Source organism: Sphingopyxis sp. (assembly GCF_051861155.1).
Lineage (GTDB): Bacteria > Pseudomonadota > Alphaproteobacteria > Sphingomonadales > Sphingomonadaceae > Sphingopyxis.
The window spans coordinates 137,953-155,937 of the sequence record NZ_JBHYDE010000001.1 but is presented as its reverse complement, the minus strand read 5'-3'; the positions used below and the strand labels follow the sequence as shown (position 1 = coordinate 155,937).

Genomic DNA, 17,985 nt, shown 5'->3' with positions numbered 1-17,985 from the left:
TTGGTTCCTCAAACCCCTCCCGCACAGGGAGGGGCACAGGTTTGTTACGCGTCTTCGGCGAGCTTTGCGGCCTTGGCGACCGCTTCGTCGATGCCGCCGACCATGTAGAAGGCCGCTTCGGGAAGATGGTCATATTCGCCGTCGACCACCGCCTTGAACGACTTCACCGTATCTTCGATCGCCACGAACTTGCCGGGGATGTTGGTGAAGACTTCGGCGACGTGGAACGGCTGCGACAGGAAGCGCTGGATTTTGCGCGCGCGCGCGACGACCAGCTTATCTTCTTCCGACAGCTCGTCCATGCCGAGAATCGCGATGATGTCCTGCAGCGACTTGTACTTCTGCAGCGTTTCCTGAACGCGGCGGGCGGTCTCATAATGCTCCTGGCCGACAATGGCGGCGGTCAGCACGCGGCTGGTCGAATCGAGCGGATCGACCGCCGGATAGATGCCGAGTTCCGAAATCGCGCGGTTCAGCGTCGTCGTCGCGTCCAAGTGGGCGAACGAGGTGGCCGGGGCAGGGTCGGTCAAGTCATCCGCGGGAACGTAAATAGCCTGCACCGAGGTGATCGAGCCCTTGTTGGTCGAGGTGATGCGTTCCTGCAGCGCGCCCATGTCGGTCGACAGCGTCGGCTGATACCCCACGGCTGACGGAATACGGCCGAGCAGCGCCGACACTTCCGAACCCGCCTGCGTGAAGCGGAAGATGTTGTCGACGAAGAAGAGCACGTCCTGGCCTTCCTGGTCGCGGAAATATTCGGCGATCGTCAGGCCCGACAGCGCGACACGGGCGCGGGCGCCCGGGGGTTCGTTCATCTGGCCGAACACCAGCGCAACCTTCGAACCCTCGGGGGTCGGGTTGCCGTCCTTGTCCTTGGCGATAACCCCGGCGTCGAGGAATTCGTGGTAGAGATCGTTGCCTTCGCGGGTGCGTTCACCGACGCCCGCGAACACCGACGTACCGCCATGGCCCTTGGCGATGTTGTTGATCAGTTCCTGGATCAGCACGGTCTTGCCGACGCCCGCGCCGCCGAACAGGCCGATCTTGCCGCCCTTGGCGTAGGGCGCGATCAGGTCGATGACCTTGATGCCGGTGACGAGGATGCTCGTTTCGGTCGACTGGTCGACGAATTCGGGAGCCTTGGCGTGGATCGGCGCGGTGGTGGCGGCGTTCACCGGGCCGCGTTCGTCGATCGGCTCGCCGATGACGTTGAGGATGCGGCCGAGCGTCTGCGGGCCGACCGGCACCGAAATCTGTGCGCCGGTATCGACGACGGGCTGGCCGCGGGTCAGGCCGTCGGTGGCGTCCATCGCGATGGTGCGGACGGTGTTTTCACCCAGATGCTGCGCGACTTCGAGGACCAGGCGGTTGCCATTGTTGTCGGTTTCGAGCGCATTCAGAATCGCGGGCAGGGTGCCGGTGAACTGGACGTCGACGACGGCGCCGATGACCTGGGCGATGCGGCCCGTGGCGGTGCCGGTGCTGGCGGCCTTGGGAGCGGCGGCCTTCTTCGGCGCAGCAGCCTTGGGCGCGGCGGCCTTCTTGGCGGGAGCCTTCTTTTCAGGGGCGGGTGCGGTTGCCATTGGTTTTTTCCTTGCTTGGATAGCTTAGAGCGCTTCGGCGCCAGCGATGATTTCAATAAGTTCGGTGGTGATCGCCGCCTGACGCGTGCGGTTGTAAACGATGGTCAGCTTGTTGATCAGGTCGCCCGCGTTGCGCGTCGCATTGTCCATCGCGGTCATCGACGCGCCCTGTTCGGACGCGGCGTTTTCCAACAGACCCTTGAAGATCTGGATCGTGACGTTGCGCGGCAACAGGTCGGCGAGGATCGCTTCTTCGTCGGGCTCATATTCGACCGCGGCACCGCTCGATGCCGGAACATCGGTGGGAGCGGGAACCGGGATCAGCTGCTGGCCGGTCGCGACCTGGAGCAGCGCCGAACGGAATTTCGAATAGAAAAGATGCGCCACGTCAAAGGCGCCGGCTTCGTAAAGCTCCATCACCTTGGCCGAAATGTCGTGCGCCTGTTCAAAACCGATGTCGCGGATGCCGGTGGTTTCGTAATTTTCGATCACCTGGCCGGGGAACAGGCGGTTGATCACCGGGCGACCCTTGCGGCCGACCAGATAGAAGACGACCTTCTTGCCAGCGGCCTGCAGCTCGAGCGCCTTGTCGCGCGCCGCTTTGACGATGTTCGAGTTGAACGCACCGGCAAGCCCGCGGTCGCTGTTGAGCACGACGAGCAGGTGCGTGTCGCTCTTGCCGGTGCCGGCGAGCAGCTTCGGCGCCGAATCCGACGCGCCGACCTTGGACGCCAGGCTGGCGACGACGCCTTCGAGCCGTTCGGCATAGGGGCGCGCGGCTTCGGCCGCGGCCTGCGCCTTGCGCAGCTTGGCGGCCGAGACCATTTTTTTGGCCTTGGTGATCTTCTGGGTCGATTTGACCGAGACGATGCGCCCTTTGAGTTCCTTCAGACTGGCCATAAGTCCCGTCTTTTACCTTCTTGTCGTCATCCCGGCGAAGGCCGGGATCTCACCGTCGAGACCCCGGCCTTCGCCGGGGTGACGAGGTGGGTGGGTTACGCGAAAATCTTGGCGAAGGCGTCGAGCGCCGCGACCAGACCCTTTTTGGCGTCGTCTCCAAGATCCTTGGAGTCGCGGATCGCGGTCAGCACATCGGCATGGTCGCTGCGCAGATAGGCAAGCATCGCCTGTTCGTAGCGCGAGACGTCCGTGGTCGCGACATTGTCGAGATAGCCGTTGGTGCCGGCAAAGATCGACGCGGTCTGCTCTTCGAACGGCATCGGCTGGAACTGCGGCTGCTTCAAGAGCTGGGTCAAGCGCGAGCCGCGGTTGAGCAGCTTCTGCGTCGACGCGTCGAGGTCCGAACCGAACTGCGCAAAGGCTTCCATTTCGCGATACTGCGCGAGCTCGAGCTTGATCGAGCCCGACACCTTCTTCATCGCCTTGGTCTGCGCGGCCGAGCCGACGCGCGACACCGACAGACCCACGTTGATCGCGGGACGGATACCGGCGTTGAACAGGTTGGTTTCGAGGAAGATCTGGCCGTCGGTGATCGAAATCACGTTGGTCGGGATGTACGCCGAAACGTCGCCCGCCTGCGTTTCGATGATCGGCAGCGCGGTGAGCGAACCCGAGCCATTGTCGCTGTTCATCTTTGCCGCGCGCTCGAGCAGGCGGCTGTGCAGATAGAAAACGTCGCCGGGATAGGCTTCGCGGCCCGGCGGGCGGCGCAGCAGCAGCGACATCTGGCGATAAGCGACGGCCTGCTTCGACAGATCGTCATAGACGATCACGGCGTGCATGCCGTTGTCGCGGAAGAATTCGCCCATCGTGCAGCCGGTGTAGGGTGCGAGGAACTGCAGCGGAGCGGGCTCCGACGCCGTCGCGGCGACGACGATCGAATATTCCATCGCGCCATTTTCCTCGAGCTGGCGCACGATCTGCGCGACGGTCGAGCGCTTCTGGCCGACGGCGACGTAGATGCAATAGAGCTTCTTCGATTCGTCGGTGCCGGCGTTCGCCTGCTTCTGGTTGATGAAGGTGTCGATCGCGACGGCGGTCTTGCCGGTCTGACGGTCGCCGATGATCAGTTCGCGCTGGCCGCGGCCGACGGGGACGAGGGCGTCGAGCGCCTTGAGGCCGGTCTGGACGGGTTCGTGCACCGAGGTGCGCGGGATGATGCCCGGCGCCTTGACCTCGACGCGCATGCGCTTGTCGGCCTTGATCGGACCCTTGCCGTCGATCGGATTGCCGAGGCCATCGACGACGCGGCCGAGCAGGCCCTTGCCGACGGGGACGTCGACGATCGTGCCGGTGCGCTTGACGGTGTCGCCTTCCTTGATCTCGGCGTCGCTGCCGAAGATCACGATGCCGACGTTGTCGGCTTCGAGGTTGAGCGCCATGCCCTGCACGCCATTGGCGAATTCGACCATTTCACCGGCCTGGACATTGTCGAGGCCGTGGACGCGGGCGATGCCGTCGCCGACCGACAGAACCTGACCGATTTCGCTGACCGTTGCGTCGGTGCCGAAATTGGCGATCTGGTCCTTGATGACCTTGCTGATTTCAGCGGCGCGGATTTCCATGGTTTAGCCTTTCATCGCCTGTGCGAAGCTATTGAGACGGGTACGGATGCTGCCGTCGATCAGCTGGCTGCCCAGCTGGACGACGAGGCCGCCGAGAATGGCGGGATCGACGGTCGTCGCGACGGAAACGTCGCGCCCGACACGGGATTTCAGGTTCGCGGTCAGCTCTTTGAGCTGCTCGGCGGTGAGCGGATGCGCGCTGGTGACCTTGGCGGTGACTTCGCCGCGGTGATCGGCGACGATCGCGTCGAAGGCATCGATCATCTTGGGCAGATCGGCGAGGCGGCGATTCTCGGCGAGCACGCCAAGGAATTTGGCGGTCAGCGAATCGAGCTTCATCGCCTGGGCGACCGCGCCCACCGCGTTCGCGGCATCGGTGCGCCCGACGACCGGGCTGGCGATCAGCGCCGACAGGTCGGCCGATTCGGTCAGGCCTGCGCGCAGATCGCTCAGGCTTTTGGCTACCGCGTCGATCGCGTTCGATTCGCGCGCCAGATCGAACAAAGCGACCGCATAGCGGCCCGCGAGGCCCGCCGTGATGTTGCCTTGAATGCCGCCGGAATTCTCCACGCGTGAAAGTCCTTTGCTACGATCCCGTGGGGGATGGGTCGCGCGGGTTTCAGCGGATATTCGGAAATATCCCCCGCAGCGAAGTCGCGGCGCGCCTAGCAACGATTCTGCGGCAATGCAAGGCGGGGGTGGGAGTCTTCTGACCACCTTCCCAAACCCGTTCGCCCCCCGCCTTCGTGGGGGCAGGCTCTGAGCTTGTCGAAGGGCCGTTCTTTCTTCAAAGGTCGCGCTTCAAAGGTCGCGGGAAAGAAGGACGGGGCGTCGACAGGCTCAGTCCGAACGGAAGAGGGGAAGCGCATGGGCGAGATGATCCGGATGACGATGGACGATGGCGCCGGAATCAGTGTCTATCACGCGCAGCCGGAGGGTGACCGGCGCGGCGGGCTTGTCCTCATTCAGGAAATTTTCGGCGTCACCGACCATATCCGCGAGCTGTGCGACGAATATGCCGCCGACGGCTATGAGGTGCTGTCGCCCGCGCTGTTCGATCGCGAGCATCCGGGGTTCGAGAGCGACTATTCGGGCCCGCAGTTCGACCGCGCGGTGCAACTGGCGCGTGAGCTGCACCCGTTCGAGCAGAGCCTGACGGATGTCCAGACGTGCATCGACGCGTTGAAAGCGAAAGGTCCAGTGTTCATCACCGGCTTTTGTTACGGCGGTTCGGTCGCGTGGCGGACGGCGCAGATCAGCCCCGATGTCGCCGCGGCCAGCGCTTATTATGGCAGTCTGGTGCCGACAATGTTCAAGGACGAGGCGCCGCGCTGCGCCGCGATCGCCCATTTCGGCCGCTTCGACGGCGGCATCCCGATGGAGGGCGTCGAGGCGCTAATCGCGCAGGAGCATCCGACCGCGCAGATATTCGTTTACGAGGCCGGCCATGGTTTCAACAGCGACCGGCGCAAGGATTATCACGAACCGAGCGCCGAACTGGCGAGAGAGCGCACGTTGATGCTGTTCAAGGCGTGCGGGGGGTGAGCTTCGCCAAGCTTGGCTTGCTCCTCCTCCTTATCGTCGTGGCGGCGACGGCGCTGCTCTACACCCAGCAGCGGCGGCTGATCTTTCCGGCGCCTGCTCAATATCCGCAGGCGCCGCCGCCGGGTTTCCGGCTGGTGCAGACGCAGACCGACGACGGGCTGCGCCTCTCTGCCTTCCACCGTGCTGAGCAACCGGCCAAGCACACGGTCCTGTTCTTCCACGGCAATGGCGACAATCTGCTCGGCGCGATCGAGGCGACGCGCGGCCCGGCGGCGAATGGCAACGGGCTGCTGCTCGTCGAATACCGCGGCTATGGTGGCAACCCCGGATCGCCGGGCGAGTCGGGGCTGTACCGCGATGGCGACGCGGCGATGCGCTGGCTGGCGGCACAGGGTGTTGCGGCGCGCGACGTCATCGTCGTCGGCAATTCGATCGGATCGGGGCCGGCGACCGAAATGGCGCGGCGCCACGATGTCGCGGCGCTGATCCTGGTGTCGGGTTTTTCCAGCCTGCCCGATGTCGTTGGCGAGGCGATGCCCTTCGTTCCGCGCTGGCTGGTGCGCGACCGGTTCGACAATGTGGGCAAGCTGGCGCGGGTACGGGCGCCGGTGTTTCTGATGCACGGCGACGCCGACACGCTGGTGCGGCCCGCCAACCTGGCGCGGCTGCGACGCGCGCGGCCCGATGCGACGGTGGCGCTGGTGGCGGGGGCGGGGCATGAACTGGCCTATAGCGCGGCGGCGCAGGCGATTTTGAAGCAATGGGTCGCCGAGATACGCTGACCTGCTATTTGCCCGCTGCTGCTGCGCCGCTGGCGGGCTGGCAGCGATAGACCAGCCGCTCATTGGGGCTGGCGGGCAGCGCGCTGCGGATCGCGTCCTGCTGCGCGGCCAGGCCCGCGAGCGCGTCGGGGTCGGCGGTGCAGCTTTTCAGGGTCACCGCGGCGCGGGTCTCGCGCGCCTTGGTCATCGCTTCGGCGTCGAGCAGATAGCGCTCGACCCGGTAATCGCGGCCCGTCGCATCGATCGACGCCACAGTGACGGTCGCCTCGTCATTGGGGACGAGGATGCGCTGCCAGCGGTCGTCGGCGCCCTTGGTATATTGGGTGCGATCGTTGACGCAGCCGGCGGCGCCGATCGTCACCGGCACGTCGGTGGTCGCCGACACGGTGATGCGGCTGCGGTCGGGGCGGATCGTGCAGAGGAAATTGCCCTCGGCCAGCTTGGGTTCGGATGCGGTCGGCGCCGGGGCACCGTCGGCGGCGACTTCGGCATGCGCGTCGGGGCGGGTGACGAACAGGATCGCGGCACCGATCATCAGCGCCGCCCCCACACCGCCCGCGATCTTCGCGTTCCGCAGATTTTTCTGGCTGTAAAAGAGCAGCCCCGCGCCCGCGGCGAGCGCGCCGATCACGAACAACACCCCGGCGAGCGCGATGCGGTTCTCGCGCGACGCCAGCGCTTCTTCCTCGGCGCGCGCCTGTTTCAGGTCGCGGTCGAGCTTCGCGGCGGCATCTTTTGCGGCATTGGCCTCGGCGCTGGCGCGCGCCTCGGCGTCCATCGCGGCGCGGTCGCGCGCATCGGCTTCGGCCAGCGACAGGCACGGGGTGCCGACGCTGGCATATTGCTGGTTCGCGTCGGTCAGAAAGCGGGTGAGTTCGCGCGCCGAAATCGCGAAGGCAAAGGGCGAATCGCCGTCGTCGGCGCGGGTGATCGCGGTGTTGATGCCGGTGATACGGCCGCACTGGTCGACCAGCGGCCCGCCCGAATTGCCGCGCGAAATCTTGGCGGTGTGGATCAGCATCGCGACCCCGTCGACGCTTTGCGTGTTCGACAGATTGCCTTCGCTGCGCGTCGGGGTGCGCGGGGTGATATAGTCATTGGCGCTGCGCGCGGTCGCGAGGTCGACATTGCCCGGATAGCCGAGCGCGACGATGTCGGCGCCCGATTCCAGCGGGCCGGTATAAACCGCGGCGGCGGGCAGCCGCGCTTCGGTGATCTCGAGCAGCGCCAAGTCGCGTGCGGTGTCGATCGCGATCAGCTTGGCGGCATAGCTTTTCTGCCCCTCCGACGGGACGACGCCGAGCGCGACATTGTTGGGATACTGGACCGCCGATTCGACGACATGCGCGTTGGTGACGATGCGCGTCGGCGAAATCGCGATGCCGCTGCCATGCCCGAACCCGACGACCTCGCCCTCGACCATTGCGACGGTGACGACGCGCACGACGCTGCGCGACGCGGCGCTGATGTCGTCAGCGGCGCGCGCCGGGGCCGACAGCGTCAGGGTTAGGGCGACAAGGGCGAGCAGCAGCGGGAAGATACGGGTCATGCCGCGCACCCTAACCGGGCCAACTTTGAACGCAAGCATCGGGACGCACCAGTCCGACCCGCATGGCAATAGCCTGCTAGTCACATTGAAAGGACGATCCGATGACCTATTCGATCCGGGGGCTCAGCCCCGACCGTTTCGCCCCGCTCTTTGCGCTCGGCGATGCCGAACTGGCGGCGATCAATGCGCGGCGCGTCACTGCGACATCCGACCGGGGCTTTCCGTGCCGGATCAGCCTCGATGATGCGCAGGCAGGCGAGGAGGTGATCCTGCTGCATCATGTGAGCCACGACGTCGATACGCCGTTTCGCAGCGCCTATGCCATCTATGTCCGTGCGGGCGTCGACACCGCCGCCTATTATGACGCGCTGCCGCCGGCCTTTGCCGGGCGGACAATGGCGTTCCGCGGCTTTGATGCCGCAGGCATGCTGGTCGCCGCGCAGCTTGCCCCCGGCGAAGATGGCGATGAAGCGATCCGCGCTCTGTTCGCCAATCCGGCCATTGCCTATATCCATGCTCAATATGCGACGAACGGCTGTTTCGCCGCGCGGATCGAAAGGGATGCAGCATGAACGCGGTGGACAGCATGACCGACGATATGCGCTGGGCCGCGGTGCTTCGCCGCGACCGCGCGCTCGACGGGCGCTTCGTTACCGGGGTGCAGACGACCGGCATCTATTGCCGGCCGAGCTGCGCCGCGCGCCATCCGCTGCGCGACAATGTGCGCTTTTTCGCCGATGGAGCGGCGGCGCGCGCGACCGGGCTGCGCCCATGCAAGCGCTGCCTGCCCGACGATGTCGCGCGCGACGAGGGCGCGGTGCTCGCCGCGATCCACGCAATCAAGGCGAGCGAGGAGCCGCTGGCACTCGCCGATCTGGCGGGCCGCACCGGCTATTCGCCGACGCATTTCCAGCGCGTCTTCACCCGCCACACCGGCCTGTCGCCCGCCGCCTATGCCCGCGCGCTGCGTGAGGAGCGCGCGCGGCAGGCGCTGAGCGAGGGCGGGCGGGTCACCGACGCAATTTACGACGCGGGCTTTTCGGGGCCGTCGCGTTTCTATGAGAATATGGAGGGACGAATGGGCATGACGGCTTCGGCATGGGTGAATGGCGGCAAGGGCGTGACGATCCACTGGGCGGTGGTGCCGACCAGTCTGGGCGACATGCTCGTCGCCGCGACCGACAAGGGGGTGTGCCGCCTGTCGTTCGACGAAAGCCGCGCGGCGCTGGAGGAGCGTTTTCCCGCCGCGACGCTGGTCGAGGGCGGCGCCGAATTCGCCGCGCTTCTGTCGCAGGTAGTTGATGCTGTCGAGGCGCCGACGCAGGGTTTCGATCATATTCCGATCGACGTGAAGGGCACCGCGTTTCAGGAAGCGGTGTGGCGCGAACTGCGCCGGATCCCGGCGGGCGAAACGCGCAGCTATGCCGACATCGCCGCCGCGGTCGGCAAGCCGAAGGCGGTGCGCGCGGCGGGCAGCGCCAATGGCGCGAACAATGTCGCGGTGCTGATCCCGTGCCACCGCGTGGTGCGCAGCGACGGGACGCTCGGCGGCTATGCCTATGGCCTGCCGATCAAGGACGAATTGCTTCGCCGCGAGGGTGCCTCCGGGCAACGCCGGCTCGACGGTTTTTGAGGAAGAGGCGCCATGACGAGCAAGGAAGCAGCGATCGCGGTCTGGCGCGCTTTCGGCAGCGGCGATGCAGACCGGATCAGAGCGGTTCTGGCCGACGATGTCGAATGGTGCGCGCCGCCTGAAAATGCCACTGCGGTGGCGCTGGGCGTGACGCACCACATGGTTGGACCCGACGCGATTATCGGGTTCATCCGCGACGATTATCGGCGGCTGTTCCCGGGCGGCATGCAGGTCGATCCGATCTCGGTCACCGCCGAGGGCGAGCGCGTCATATTCGAGCAACGCCAGAGTGCGACGCTCGCCAATGGCCGCGCCTATGCGCTCGATTATGTCTTCGTCTTTGAAATGGCGGGGCCGCGCGTGCGGCGCATTCGCGAATATATGGACGCCAGGAGCGGGCATGATCAGGTTTTCGGCACCGCCGCGGCGGGCCGGATCGTCTAGCATCTAGCATCGGATAGAACGGAGTTTGGGTATGAATCAGAAAATTCGCGATTTTGCGGCGTTGCATGTTCCCGGCGACCCGCTGATCCTCGTCAACATCTGGGACGCGGGCAGTGCAAGGGCGGTCGCCGCGGCGGGCGCGAAGGCGATCGCGACGGGCAGCTTCGGCGTCGCGGGCGCACAGGGCCGCGCTGATGGCGAGGATTTCCCGCTGGACGATGTGTTCGAAAATCTGGCGCGTATCCTGTCGGTCACCGACCTGCCCGTGACCATCGACATGGAGGCGGGCTATGGCGCCGATCCGGCGGCGGTCGGCGCTTCGGTCGCCCGCGCGGTGGCGGCGGGCGCGGCGGGGATCAATATGGAGGACCGGCTGCCCGGCCAGACCGCGTTGCTGGCGATCCCCGACGCGGTGGCGCGCTATCGCGCCGCGACCGACACCGGCATTTTCGTCAACGCGCGCTGCGACACCTTTCGCGGCGCCGATGTCGGGCAGGACGGCGACGCGCTTGTCGCTGCGACGCTCGAACGCGCGCGCGCCTATGCCGATGCGGGGGCGGGGTCGCTGTTCGTGCCCTTCCTGCTCGACCCCAAATGTATCGGCGCGATCTGCGAAGCCTCGCCGCTGCCGGTGAACATTCTGCGCGGCAAGGGTGGACCGACGCACAAGGAACTGGCGAACCTTGGCGTCGCGCGAATCAGCCACGGGCACCAGCCCTGGGCGGCGGCGATGGCGTGGCTCACTGGTCAGGCGGCGCAGGTGCTGGGCGGCGCCGAACCCGATTATTGACGGAGACTAGCCGCCGTCGTCATCGTCGCCGGGTGCTTCAGGCGTCCCGGTGACGCCGCGGTCGCGCATCGTTTCGATCCGTTTCAAGAGCGCATCGCCGCGGCCATTGTCGTGCGGATCGAAGGCGACAGTCTTCGCCAGGTTGATCGCGGGCTCGAAACGGCCGAGATGCGCGAGCGACACGGCATAGGCGCTGCGCAGGTTCAGATTTTCGGGCGTCAGGGCAAAGGCGCGCTCCAGCCCCTTGATCGCCATGTCGCTCGGCCGCTTTCCTTCGGTCAGGAAGCTCTGGAAATAGGCGTGGAGCGGGATCGGGTCGTTGGGGTCGGCGCGGTTGGCGATCTGGATAGGACGCCGCGCTTCGCGCCACGCCGCCGGATCGGTTTCGCCCTTTTTGCGCAGTTCAGACAGCTGGAGCTGTCCCAACAGGACATTGGCGCGGACATGCTCGGGCCTGGCCGCCAGCGCCTTGTCGAGCGCGCTGCGCATCGCGGCAAGATCGCGCGTGGCGGGATCAATGTCCCATTCGGCCGCCGCCAGTTCGTAATGAACGTCGGAGTTCGCCGGCATTTTTGCCGCCAGCGCGCGTAGCGCATCGCGGACTTTGAGCAGGCGCGCCTTGTCGGAGCGCGCGTTCAGTCTTTCGAGCCGCAGCATCACCACGGCATCCTCGTCCGCCGACAAGGGCGTGATCCTGATCGCGGTCGATACCGGCACCGCATCGCGCGTCGTGCGATAGGACAGGCGCGCCTCGACATAGCGGTTGAGATCCTTGTCGAGCTGCGCGAGGTCGCCGAACGCATCGGTCGCCGCCTTGCGCGGTTCGGTCCCGGCGTTGATCGCATTGGTGTAAGTGTTGATCTGGTTGGTGCGCGCCGGATCGTGGAACAGCATGTGGGTGAGCAGCCACGACCGGCCGTAATAGACGTCGGTCTGACCGCGGCTGCGCATCGCGCTGGGCGGTTCCAGCAGGACGCGGTCGGCGGGCATCTTGGGCAGCATCAACAGGCCATAGGCGCGCCGATACGCCGGCTGGCCGATCATCGCGCGGCCTTCCTTGTCGAAATCGACCGTCGAATAATATTCGGCAAAGCCCTCGATGAACCAGCCGGGAAAGGCGACGCGCAAATGCCGCTTCATGAAATGATGGCTATATTCGTGGAACAACACCTGCTGCGCCGCCGACGTGCCGGGGGTGGTGCCGCCGCTCTGGCGGTGCGACAGCGCGAAACTGCCGTCGCGGTCCTGCCGGTAAAATCCCGAAATCGGCGCGCTGCGCGACCCCGTCGCCAGCCGCGCGACATCGTCGCCGCTGGGCAACAGATAGATCGGCAGCCGGCTTTCCTCACCCTTGGCGGCGACGTTGAACACCAGCCGCAACGTCGTGTCGAACCGCTGCAGATTCGCGGCGAATTCGCGCAGCTGTTTTTCGTTGCTCTCGCTATAGATGATGAAACTCTCGGTATCGGCGCGCAGCCATTTGGCGTGCGCCGGGGCGGCGAGCGCGGTCAGCACGGCCGCGGTCATCGTCACACAAATCCTGTACATCCTGCTGCTCCCGGTCGGCACCCGCGATCCTGCTGCCAGCCCCGACGGCGGCTGTAAAGTCTTCTATACGTTCGACAATCAGCGCCGGTCCTTGCCGTCGCGGGCATCCTTGGCCTTTTTGAAAATCTCGGCCATCTTGGCGCGCGCTTCGTCCATATTCTTCGCGTCGATCGCCGCGATCACGGCCTGCAGCGGATTTTCCTCGTCGCTGCTGTGCGATCCGAAGGCGATCGGGGCGAGCACGCTGCGCGCGATGTCACCCTTTTTCTCGTCAATCAGCTGGCGGCCGAGCAGCAGGCGATATTCGCGGTCATAGGCGGCGTAGGGAAACACTTCCTCGAGCGCGATCATGGCGGGTTCGGGTACCGCTTCGCCCGCATCGTAGAAAGAGCGATAATAAGCGATCGCTGGGCGCGGGTCATTGGGGTCGAGCCGCCGCGCGCGGATCAAATAGGGGCGCGCCGCAGCATAGGCACTCTTGTCTTTTTCGCCGCGACCCAGAAACACCAGCCCTTTCCAATATTGCGCCAGCGACGAACCGGCAGCGATGGCAAGCGCGCGGTCGGCGGCGGCATCGGCAGCGTCAAAATTGCCCGCATCGATTTCGGCTTCGGTCACTGCCAGCTGGACGAACAGACTGTCGGGATGGGCGGCCGACTTGCCCGCCAGGTCGCGCGCGACGTCCCGCGCCTGCCCGGGGGTCACCCCGCGGAGCGAGCGCATATGCGTCTGAATCACGGCTTCTTCGGCAGGTGTCATCCGGCGCATCGTAACGTTCGGTTCCACGTAGCTGCCGACCTGCATTTCATAGCCCGGGAACGGGCCGTTTTTGTATTTTCTCACCTCACGTTGCAGCATTTCGAGGTCGCCGAAAATGCGTTTCGCGGCGGTCAGCGAATCCTCTCCCTTGTTGAGTGCGCCCAGATAGGCGGGAAGCTGACCCCGCCGCGCTTCATTGAAATTTAGATAGTGGGTCAGCATCCAGCCGTAGGTATAGGACTGGAAATATTCGAGGCCGGTCAGCTTGGCCTTGGTATCGAATAGCCGGGTCAGCTTGACGTCCGAAAGCGCCTTCAACGCTTCGCCGCGATGTTGGGGGACAAGGCCGACATAGAATTTCCCGGTCCCCCTATAGTCAACGGTGCTGTAAAGTTCTGCAAAGCCCTCGGTATACCAATGCGGATAAGCGGTGCTGAAATTGCTCAGCATGAAATGATGGGTGTATTCGTGGAACAAGGTCGACTTTATGTCGAGGCCGGGCCCTTCGGTATCAATATGCCGACTTGTTGACCGTTTTTCGCGCGCCGGGACGAAGGAAACGGGATTACCCGCGCGGGGGAAATAAATGCCGCCGATCCCCGCCCCCGACGCGTTCAGGATATAGCCGAGCCGGTCGGTGTCGCCGGTGCGAAACACCTTCAGCCGGTTGGCGTCGCCGACGTCGGGGCCGGGGACAGGCATATTCTGCATCGACCGCAGCGCATTGTCGAAGCGTTCGAGTTCGCGCGCAAAGCCCTCGGCATCCTCGCGTTTGGTTTCGGAATAGATGATGAAATGGCTGGTGCGCGCTTCCCACCATTCGGCGCGCGCCGTGGTGGCGGTCAACGCGATGGCCAACGTCATCATCGTGCAAAGAACCCGCGCGGCAATTTTTTGCGTCACTGTAGCGTCCCTCTTTTCCCTGTTGGCCGGCGACAAGGCCGACCGCGCTTGCTTCAATCCTCGGCGGCGGCTTCGACGTCGGCGTCGCTCGCCCCGCCATCCTTGCCGCGTCCTCGCATCGCTTCGATCTGGTCGAGCAAATTCTGCCCGCTGCCGCGGTCGTGCGGGTCGAAGGCGATCGTCTTGGCCAGGTTCGTTGCCCCGTCGAAATCGCCCTTGTTGGCCAGCGCAAAGGCGTGGTTCATGCGAATCGTGACATTTTCCGGTTCGAGCGAAAAGGCCTGCGCCAGCCCCTGCAAAGCGATGGCGGGCGGGCGCTGGCCCTGATTTACATAGGATTGGAAAAATTCGAACAGCGGCAGCGGGTCGTCGGGGTTGGTGCGATTGGCCAGCGCGATCGGTTTGCGCACCGCGCGCCAGGCCGCGTCGCTATAATCGCCCTTCGCGTCCATCTCCGCGGCCAGCAGCCGCCCGAGCAGGACATTGGCGCGGACATGGTCGGTCTTCAGCGCCAGGGCCTTGTCGACCGCGGCGCGGGTGGTCGGCAAGCTGCGATGTTCGTCGCCCTTGTCCCATTCGGCGGCGGCCAGTTCGTACCAGATGCCCGCGTCGCCGGGATGGACCGCCGCCAGTTTCTGCAGCTTCGCGGCGATCGCCGCCAGCCGCTCATGATCGCCGCCGGAGCTCAGCCGTTCCAGCCGCAGCGGCAGCAGCGCGTCTTCGGCCGCCGACAGCGGTGCTATGCTGATCTCCCCTTCGACAACCATCGCCTTGTGGAACAAGGTATAGCTGAGGCGCCGGTTCAGATAGGCGTTGAGATCCTTGTCGAGCGTTGCGAGGTCGCCGAACGCGACCGGCGCTGCCTTTGCCGGATCGTCGCCGCGGTTGATCGCCTGCATATAGGCGAGCAATTGCCCGGCGCGCTTCGGATCCGAATAGAGCATGTGGGTGAGCAGCCAGGCGCGCCCGTAATAGGCGTCCTGCTGCGCGCTGTCCTTCATCGCGGTCGGGCGTTCAAACAGTAACCGTTCGGCCGGAATCTTGGGTAGTTCGATCAGGCCATAGGCGCGGCTATAGACTGGCATGCCGACCGACGGGCGGCCCTCCTTGTTGAAATCGACCGTCGACAGATATTCGGCGAAACCTTCGATGAACCAGGCCGGGAACGCGACCGGCATGTACCGCTTCATGAAATGATGGCTGTATTCGTGGAACAATATCTGTTGCGACGCGGGGGTGCCGCGCCCGCTGTTGCTGTCGTTTTCGCGGTTCGACACCGCAAAGCTGCCGTCGGTCGTGACGCTGTAGAACCCAGCGGTCGCCGGGCCGAGCCGTCCGCCCGACAGGCGGTTCACGTCCGCGGCGCGCGGCACCAGATAGATGGTCAACCGATTGGGTTCGAAGCCGCCCGGCACGTTGAACCGGTGGCGCAGCGTCGCGTCGAACAGCTGAAGATTCTCGGCAAAGCGGCGCAGCGATTTTTCGTCGCCCTCGCTGTAGATGATGAAATTATTGGTGTCGGCGCGCAGCCAGCGCGCCGCGGCGGGCTGCGCCGCGCAGCAACAGAATAGCGCGATCGCTGCGACCACCCGCCTCATCATTCCCATTGCCATGCGACCCCCCGGACTTCATGTTTCCCGGCCATGCTGCCAAGCCGGCACGCGGCTGTAAAGCCTTGTGCGCTCAGACGAAACTATAGGGATCGATGTCGATCGCCAGCCGCGCCTTGCTGGGCCAGTCGATGCTGGCGACCCAGTCGCGGATCGTCCCCTGCAGGTCGAAACTGCGCGGGGCGTGGAGCAGCAGGCGGAAACGGTGGCGGCCGCGCAGCATCGCAAGCGGGGCGGGGGCGGGGCCATAGACCGCGAGGCCTTCGGCGACCGGCGCTTTCGCCCCCAGCCGCTGGGCGACGCCGCGCGCGACGTCGATGTCTTCGGACGAAATTACCAGCGCGGCGAAGCGGCCATAGGGCGGGGCGCCCGCCTGTTTGCGCGCTGCGGCCTCGGCAGCGTAGAAACCGTCGCGGTCGTTGGCGACCAGCGCCGCCATGACGGGTGCTTCGGGAACGCGCGTCTGGATCAGCACCTCGCCGGGTTTCACCCCGCGCCCGGCGCGCCCTGCGACCTGCGCGATCTGTTGAAAGGTGCGCTCGGACGCGCGCAAATCGCCGCCGTCGAGCCCGAGATCGGCATCGACCACCCCGACGAGGGTGAGGTTTGGGAAATGATAGCCCTTGGTGACCAGCTGCGTCCCGATGATGATGTCGACCAGCCCGCCCTCGACATTATCGACGAACTCGGCGGCTTTCGCGGGCGACCAGAGGGTGTCGCTGGTGACGATGGCGGTACGCGCTTCGGGAAAGCGCAGCGCGATCTCGTCGGCGACGCGCTCGACCCCGGGGCCGCAGGCGACCAGGCTGTCCTCATCCTCGCATTCGGGGCACAGCCGCGGCGGCGGCATGACATGGCCGCAATGGTGGCAGGCGAGGCGGTGGACGAGGCGGTGCTCGACCATCCACGCGGTGCAGTTCGGGCACTGGATGCGGTGACCGCAGGTGCGGCAGAGCGTCAGCGGCGCAAAGCCGCGGCGGTTGAGGAAGAGCAGGCTCTGCTCGCCCTTGTGCAGTCGGTCGGCAAGCGCATCGACGAGCGGCGGGGCGAGCCAGCGGCCACGGTCGGGCGGGTCGCGGCGCATGTCGATCGCGGCGAGATCGGGCAGGGTGGCGCCGCCGAAGCGCGCGGGCAGGACGATATGGCGATAGCGCCCTGCCTCGACCATCGCGAGGCTTTCGAGCGCCGGAGTCGCGCTGGCGAGCACCACCGGCAGTCCCTCGAAATGCCCGCGCATCACCGCGACGTCGCGCGCGTGATAATGGACGCCGTCCTCCTGTTTGAAGCTCGTCTCATGCGCCTCGTCGACGACGATGACGCCGAGGCGAGCATAGGGCAGGAACAAGGCCGAGCGCGCGCCGACGACGATCTTCGCCTCGCCGCTGGCGATCGCATGCCAGGCGCGGCGGCGTTCGGCCGAGCGCAGGCCGCTGTGCCAGGCGACGGGTTCGCAGCCGAAGCGCGCGGCAAAGCGGGTCAGCATCGGTTCGGTGAGCGCGATCTCGGGGAGCAGGACGAGCGCCTGTTTTCCGGCAGTGATCGCGGCGGCAATCGCCTCCATATAGACTTCGGTCTTGCCCGACCCGGTGACCCCGTCGAGCAGCAGTGTCGCGAATTTCGCGGCGGCGACGGCATCGGTCAGCTGCGCGGCGGCGGCGGTCTGCTCGGCGGACAGGTCGGGCGGCGCGAAGGCCGGATCGGGTTCGGGATAGGGCTGGTCAGCCGATACGGTCACGGCTTCGAGCGCACCGGTATTGACCAGCCCGCGGATCACCGCATCGCTGACCTCAGCCAGCGCGGCAAGCTCGCGTACCATACCTTGCCGGTCGCCGATCTTCTCGAGCGCGACAAGGCGCTGCGGCGTCATCCGCGCCGGTAATTCGCCGGTGGCGCGATATTCGACGATCGGGCGCCGCGCATCGGCAAAGGCGACTCCGGGCAGCACCATGCGCAGCACCGACCCCGGGGAGCTGAGATAATAATCGCTGGTCCATTCGACCAGGCGGCGCAGCGGCGCCGCGATCGGGGGAACGGCGACCACTTCGTACAGATTGCGCAGGCGGTTATCGCCGACCGCCTCGGGAGCGCCAAAACTCGCATCCTCCCACACCACCCCGCCCATTCGCCGCGGCCCCAGCGGCGCGATGACGACGCTACCCAAGGGCGCTTCGCTTTCGCGCGGGACGCGATAGTCGAGCGGGCCGAGGGCGGCGGTGAGCAGGAGGACGCGGGCGCGGGTCATGGATGGGGGAGGATATAGGTTGCGCGGCGAAATAGGAAAGCGGCGCTTACGATTCGTCGCCCCCGCGAAGGC

Annotated in this window: 15 protein-coding genes; 6 read left to right on the top strand and 9 right to left on the bottom strand. The window is 65.8% G+C overall.

Annotated features, from left to right (window positions below):
- Window positions 1-44 precede the first annotated feature (44 nt).
- From atpD to ACTIFP_RS00710, 4 genes are all read right to left on the bottom strand, one after another.
- Window positions 45-1,583 (bottom strand): F0F1 ATP synthase subunit beta, encoded by a 1,539-nt coding sequence (gene atpD / locus ACTIFP_RS00725; protein WP_439566808.1) that lies wholly within the window; start codon window positions 1,581-1,583, stop codon window positions 45-47.
- 24 nt (window positions 1,584-1,607) lie between these two features.
- The gene (locus tag ACTIFP_RS00720) at window positions 1,608-2,483 is read right to left on the bottom strand and encodes a F0F1 ATP synthase subunit gamma (RefSeq protein ID WP_439566807.1); all 876 of its coding nucleotides are present in this window, start codon (window positions 2,481-2,483) and stop codon (window positions 1,608-1,610) included.
- 95 nt (window positions 2,484-2,578) lie between these two features.
- The gene (atpA, locus tag ACTIFP_RS00715) at window positions 2,579-4,108 is read right to left on the bottom strand and encodes a F0F1 ATP synthase subunit alpha (RefSeq protein WP_439566806.1); all 1,530 of its coding nucleotides are present in this window, start codon (window positions 4,106-4,108) and stop codon (window positions 2,579-2,581) included.
- 3 nt (window positions 4,109-4,111) lie between these two features.
- The gene (locus ACTIFP_RS00710) at window positions 4,112-4,678 is read right to left on the bottom strand and encodes a F0F1 ATP synthase subunit delta (protein ID WP_439566805.1); all 567 of its coding nucleotides are present in this window, start codon (window positions 4,676-4,678) and stop codon (window positions 4,112-4,114) included.
- 297 nt (window positions 4,679-4,975) lie between these two features.
- On the opposite strand from ACTIFP_RS00710, the gene ACTIFP_RS00705 reads away from it, so the two are divergent.
- Entirely contained in the window at window positions 4,976-5,653 is a 678-nt protein-coding gene (locus ACTIFP_RS00705; protein WP_439566804.1) for a dienelactone hydrolase family protein, read from the top strand.
- Complete coding sequence (locus tag ACTIFP_RS00700) at window positions 5,650-6,435, top strand: alpha/beta hydrolase (protein WP_439566803.1); 786 nt, start codon at window positions 5,650-5,652, stop codon at window positions 6,433-6,435. The genes ACTIFP_RS00705 and ACTIFP_RS00700 overlap by 4 nt, the downstream gene beginning before the upstream one ends.
- 4 nt (window positions 6,436-6,439) lie before the next feature.
- Here ACTIFP_RS00700 and ACTIFP_RS00695 read toward each other — a convergent pair whose 3' ends face one another.
- Window positions 6,440-7,984 (bottom strand): S1C family serine protease, encoded by a 1,545-nt coding sequence (locus ACTIFP_RS00695; protein ID WP_439566802.1) that lies wholly within the window; start codon window positions 7,982-7,984, stop codon window positions 6,440-6,442.
- Between the two features lie 101 nt (window positions 7,985-8,085).
- On the opposite strand from ACTIFP_RS00695, the gene ACTIFP_RS00690 reads away from it, so the two are divergent.
- The 4 genes from ACTIFP_RS00690 to ACTIFP_RS00675 are packed head-to-tail and all read left to right on the top strand — an operon-like array spanning window position 8,086 to window position 10,851.
- Complete coding sequence (locus ACTIFP_RS00690; RefSeq protein WP_439566801.1) at window positions 8,086-8,556, top strand: DUF1203 domain-containing protein; 471 nt, start codon at window positions 8,086-8,088, stop codon at window positions 8,554-8,556.
- Complete coding sequence (ada, locus tag ACTIFP_RS00685; protein WP_439566800.1) at window positions 8,553-9,617, top strand: bifunctional DNA-binding transcriptional regulator/O6-methylguanine-DNA methyltransferase Ada; 1,065 nt, start codon at window positions 8,553-8,555, stop codon at window positions 9,615-9,617. Before ACTIFP_RS00690 ends, ada begins: the two co-directional genes overlap by 4 nt.
- Before the next feature lie 12 nt (window positions 9,618-9,629).
- Window positions 9,630-10,061, top strand: coding sequence for a nuclear transport factor 2 family protein (locus ACTIFP_RS00680; RefSeq protein WP_439566799.1), 432 nt, complete (start codon window positions 9,630-9,632; stop codon window positions 10,059-10,061).
- Window positions 10,062-10,092: 31 nt separating this feature from the next.
- Window positions 10,093-10,851 carry an isocitrate lyase/PEP mutase family protein gene (locus ACTIFP_RS00675; protein WP_439566798.1) on the top strand — a complete coding sequence of 253 codons (759 nt, stop codon included), beginning with the start codon at window positions 10,093-10,095 and terminating at the stop codon, window positions 10,849-10,851.
- 6 nt (window positions 10,852-10,857) lie between these two features.
- Here the strand turns inward: ACTIFP_RS00675 and ACTIFP_RS00670 are convergent, their stop codons facing one another.
- From ACTIFP_RS00670 to ACTIFP_RS00655, 4 genes are all read right to left on the bottom strand, one after another.
- Complete coding sequence (locus ACTIFP_RS00670; protein ID WP_439566797.1) at window positions 10,858-12,378, bottom strand: tetratricopeptide repeat protein; 1,521 nt, start codon at window positions 12,376-12,378, stop codon at window positions 10,858-10,860.
- 99 nt (window positions 12,379-12,477) lie between these two features.
- Entirely contained in the window at window positions 12,478-14,025 is a 1,548-nt protein-coding gene (locus ACTIFP_RS00665; protein ID WP_439566796.1) for a hypothetical protein, read from the bottom strand.
- An 89-nt stretch (window positions 14,026-14,114) separates the two neighbouring features.
- Window positions 14,115-15,662 carry a tetratricopeptide repeat protein gene (locus ACTIFP_RS00660; RefSeq protein ID WP_439566795.1) on the bottom strand — a complete coding sequence of 516 codons (1,548 nt, stop codon included), beginning with the start codon at window positions 15,660-15,662 and terminating at the stop codon, window positions 14,115-14,117.
- 82 nt (window positions 15,663-15,744) lie between these two features.
- Window positions 15,745-17,913, bottom strand: a complete 2,169-nt coding sequence (locus tag ACTIFP_RS00655) for a primosomal protein N' (RefSeq protein WP_439566794.1) — start codon at window positions 17,911-17,913, stop codon at window positions 15,745-15,747.
- Window positions 17,914-17,985 lie beyond the last annotated feature (72 nt).

Bases quoted from the DNA above. Each gene is read 5' to 3' on its own strand.
- ACTIFP_RS00690 (WP_439566801.1), top strand. From the start codon at position 8,086: ATGACCTATTCGATCCGGGGGCTCAGCCCCGACCGTTTCGCCCCGCTC.
- atpA (WP_439566806.1), bottom strand. From the start codon at position 4,108: ATGGAAATCCGCGCCGCTGAAATCAGCAAGGTCATCAAGGACCAGATC.
- ACTIFP_RS00665 (WP_439566796.1), bottom strand. From the start codon at position 14,025: ATGATGACGTTGGCCATCGCGTTGACCGCCACCACGGCGCGCGCCGAA.
- ACTIFP_RS00675 (WP_439566798.1), top strand. From the start codon at position 10,093: ATGAATCAGAAAATTCGCGATTTTGCGGCGTTGCATGTTCCCGGCGAC.
- ACTIFP_RS00720 (WP_439566807.1), bottom strand. From the start codon at position 2,483: ATGGCCAGTCTGAAGGAACTCAAAGGGCGCATCGTCTCGGTCAAATCG.
- ACTIFP_RS00660 (WP_439566795.1), bottom strand. From the start codon at position 15,662: ATGATGAGGCGGGTGGTCGCAGCGATCGCGCTATTCTGTTGCTGCGCG.
- atpD (WP_439566808.1), bottom strand. From the start codon at position 1,583: ATGGCAACCGCACCCGCCCCTGAAAAGAAGGCTCCCGCCAAGAAGGCC.
- ada (WP_439566800.1), top strand. From the start codon at position 8,553: ATGAACGCGGTGGACAGCATGACCGACGATATGCGCTGGGCCGCGGTG.
- ACTIFP_RS00705 (WP_439566804.1), top strand. From the start codon at position 4,976: ATGGGCGAGATGATCCGGATGACGATGGACGATGGCGCCGGAATCAGT.
- ACTIFP_RS00655 (WP_439566794.1), bottom strand. From the start codon at position 17,913: ATGACCCGCGCCCGCGTCCTCCTGCTCACCGCCGCCCTCGGCCCGCTC.
- ACTIFP_RS00695 (WP_439566802.1), bottom strand. From the start codon at position 7,984: ATGACCCGTATCTTCCCGCTGCTGCTCGCCCTTGTCGCCCTAACCCTG.
- ACTIFP_RS00670 (WP_439566797.1), bottom strand. From the start codon at position 12,378: ATGACCGCGGCCGTGCTGACCGCGCTCGCCGCCCCGGCGCACGCCAAA.
- ACTIFP_RS00680 (WP_439566799.1), top strand. From the start codon at position 9,630: ATGACGAGCAAGGAAGCAGCGATCGCGGTCTGGCGCGCTTTCGGCAGC.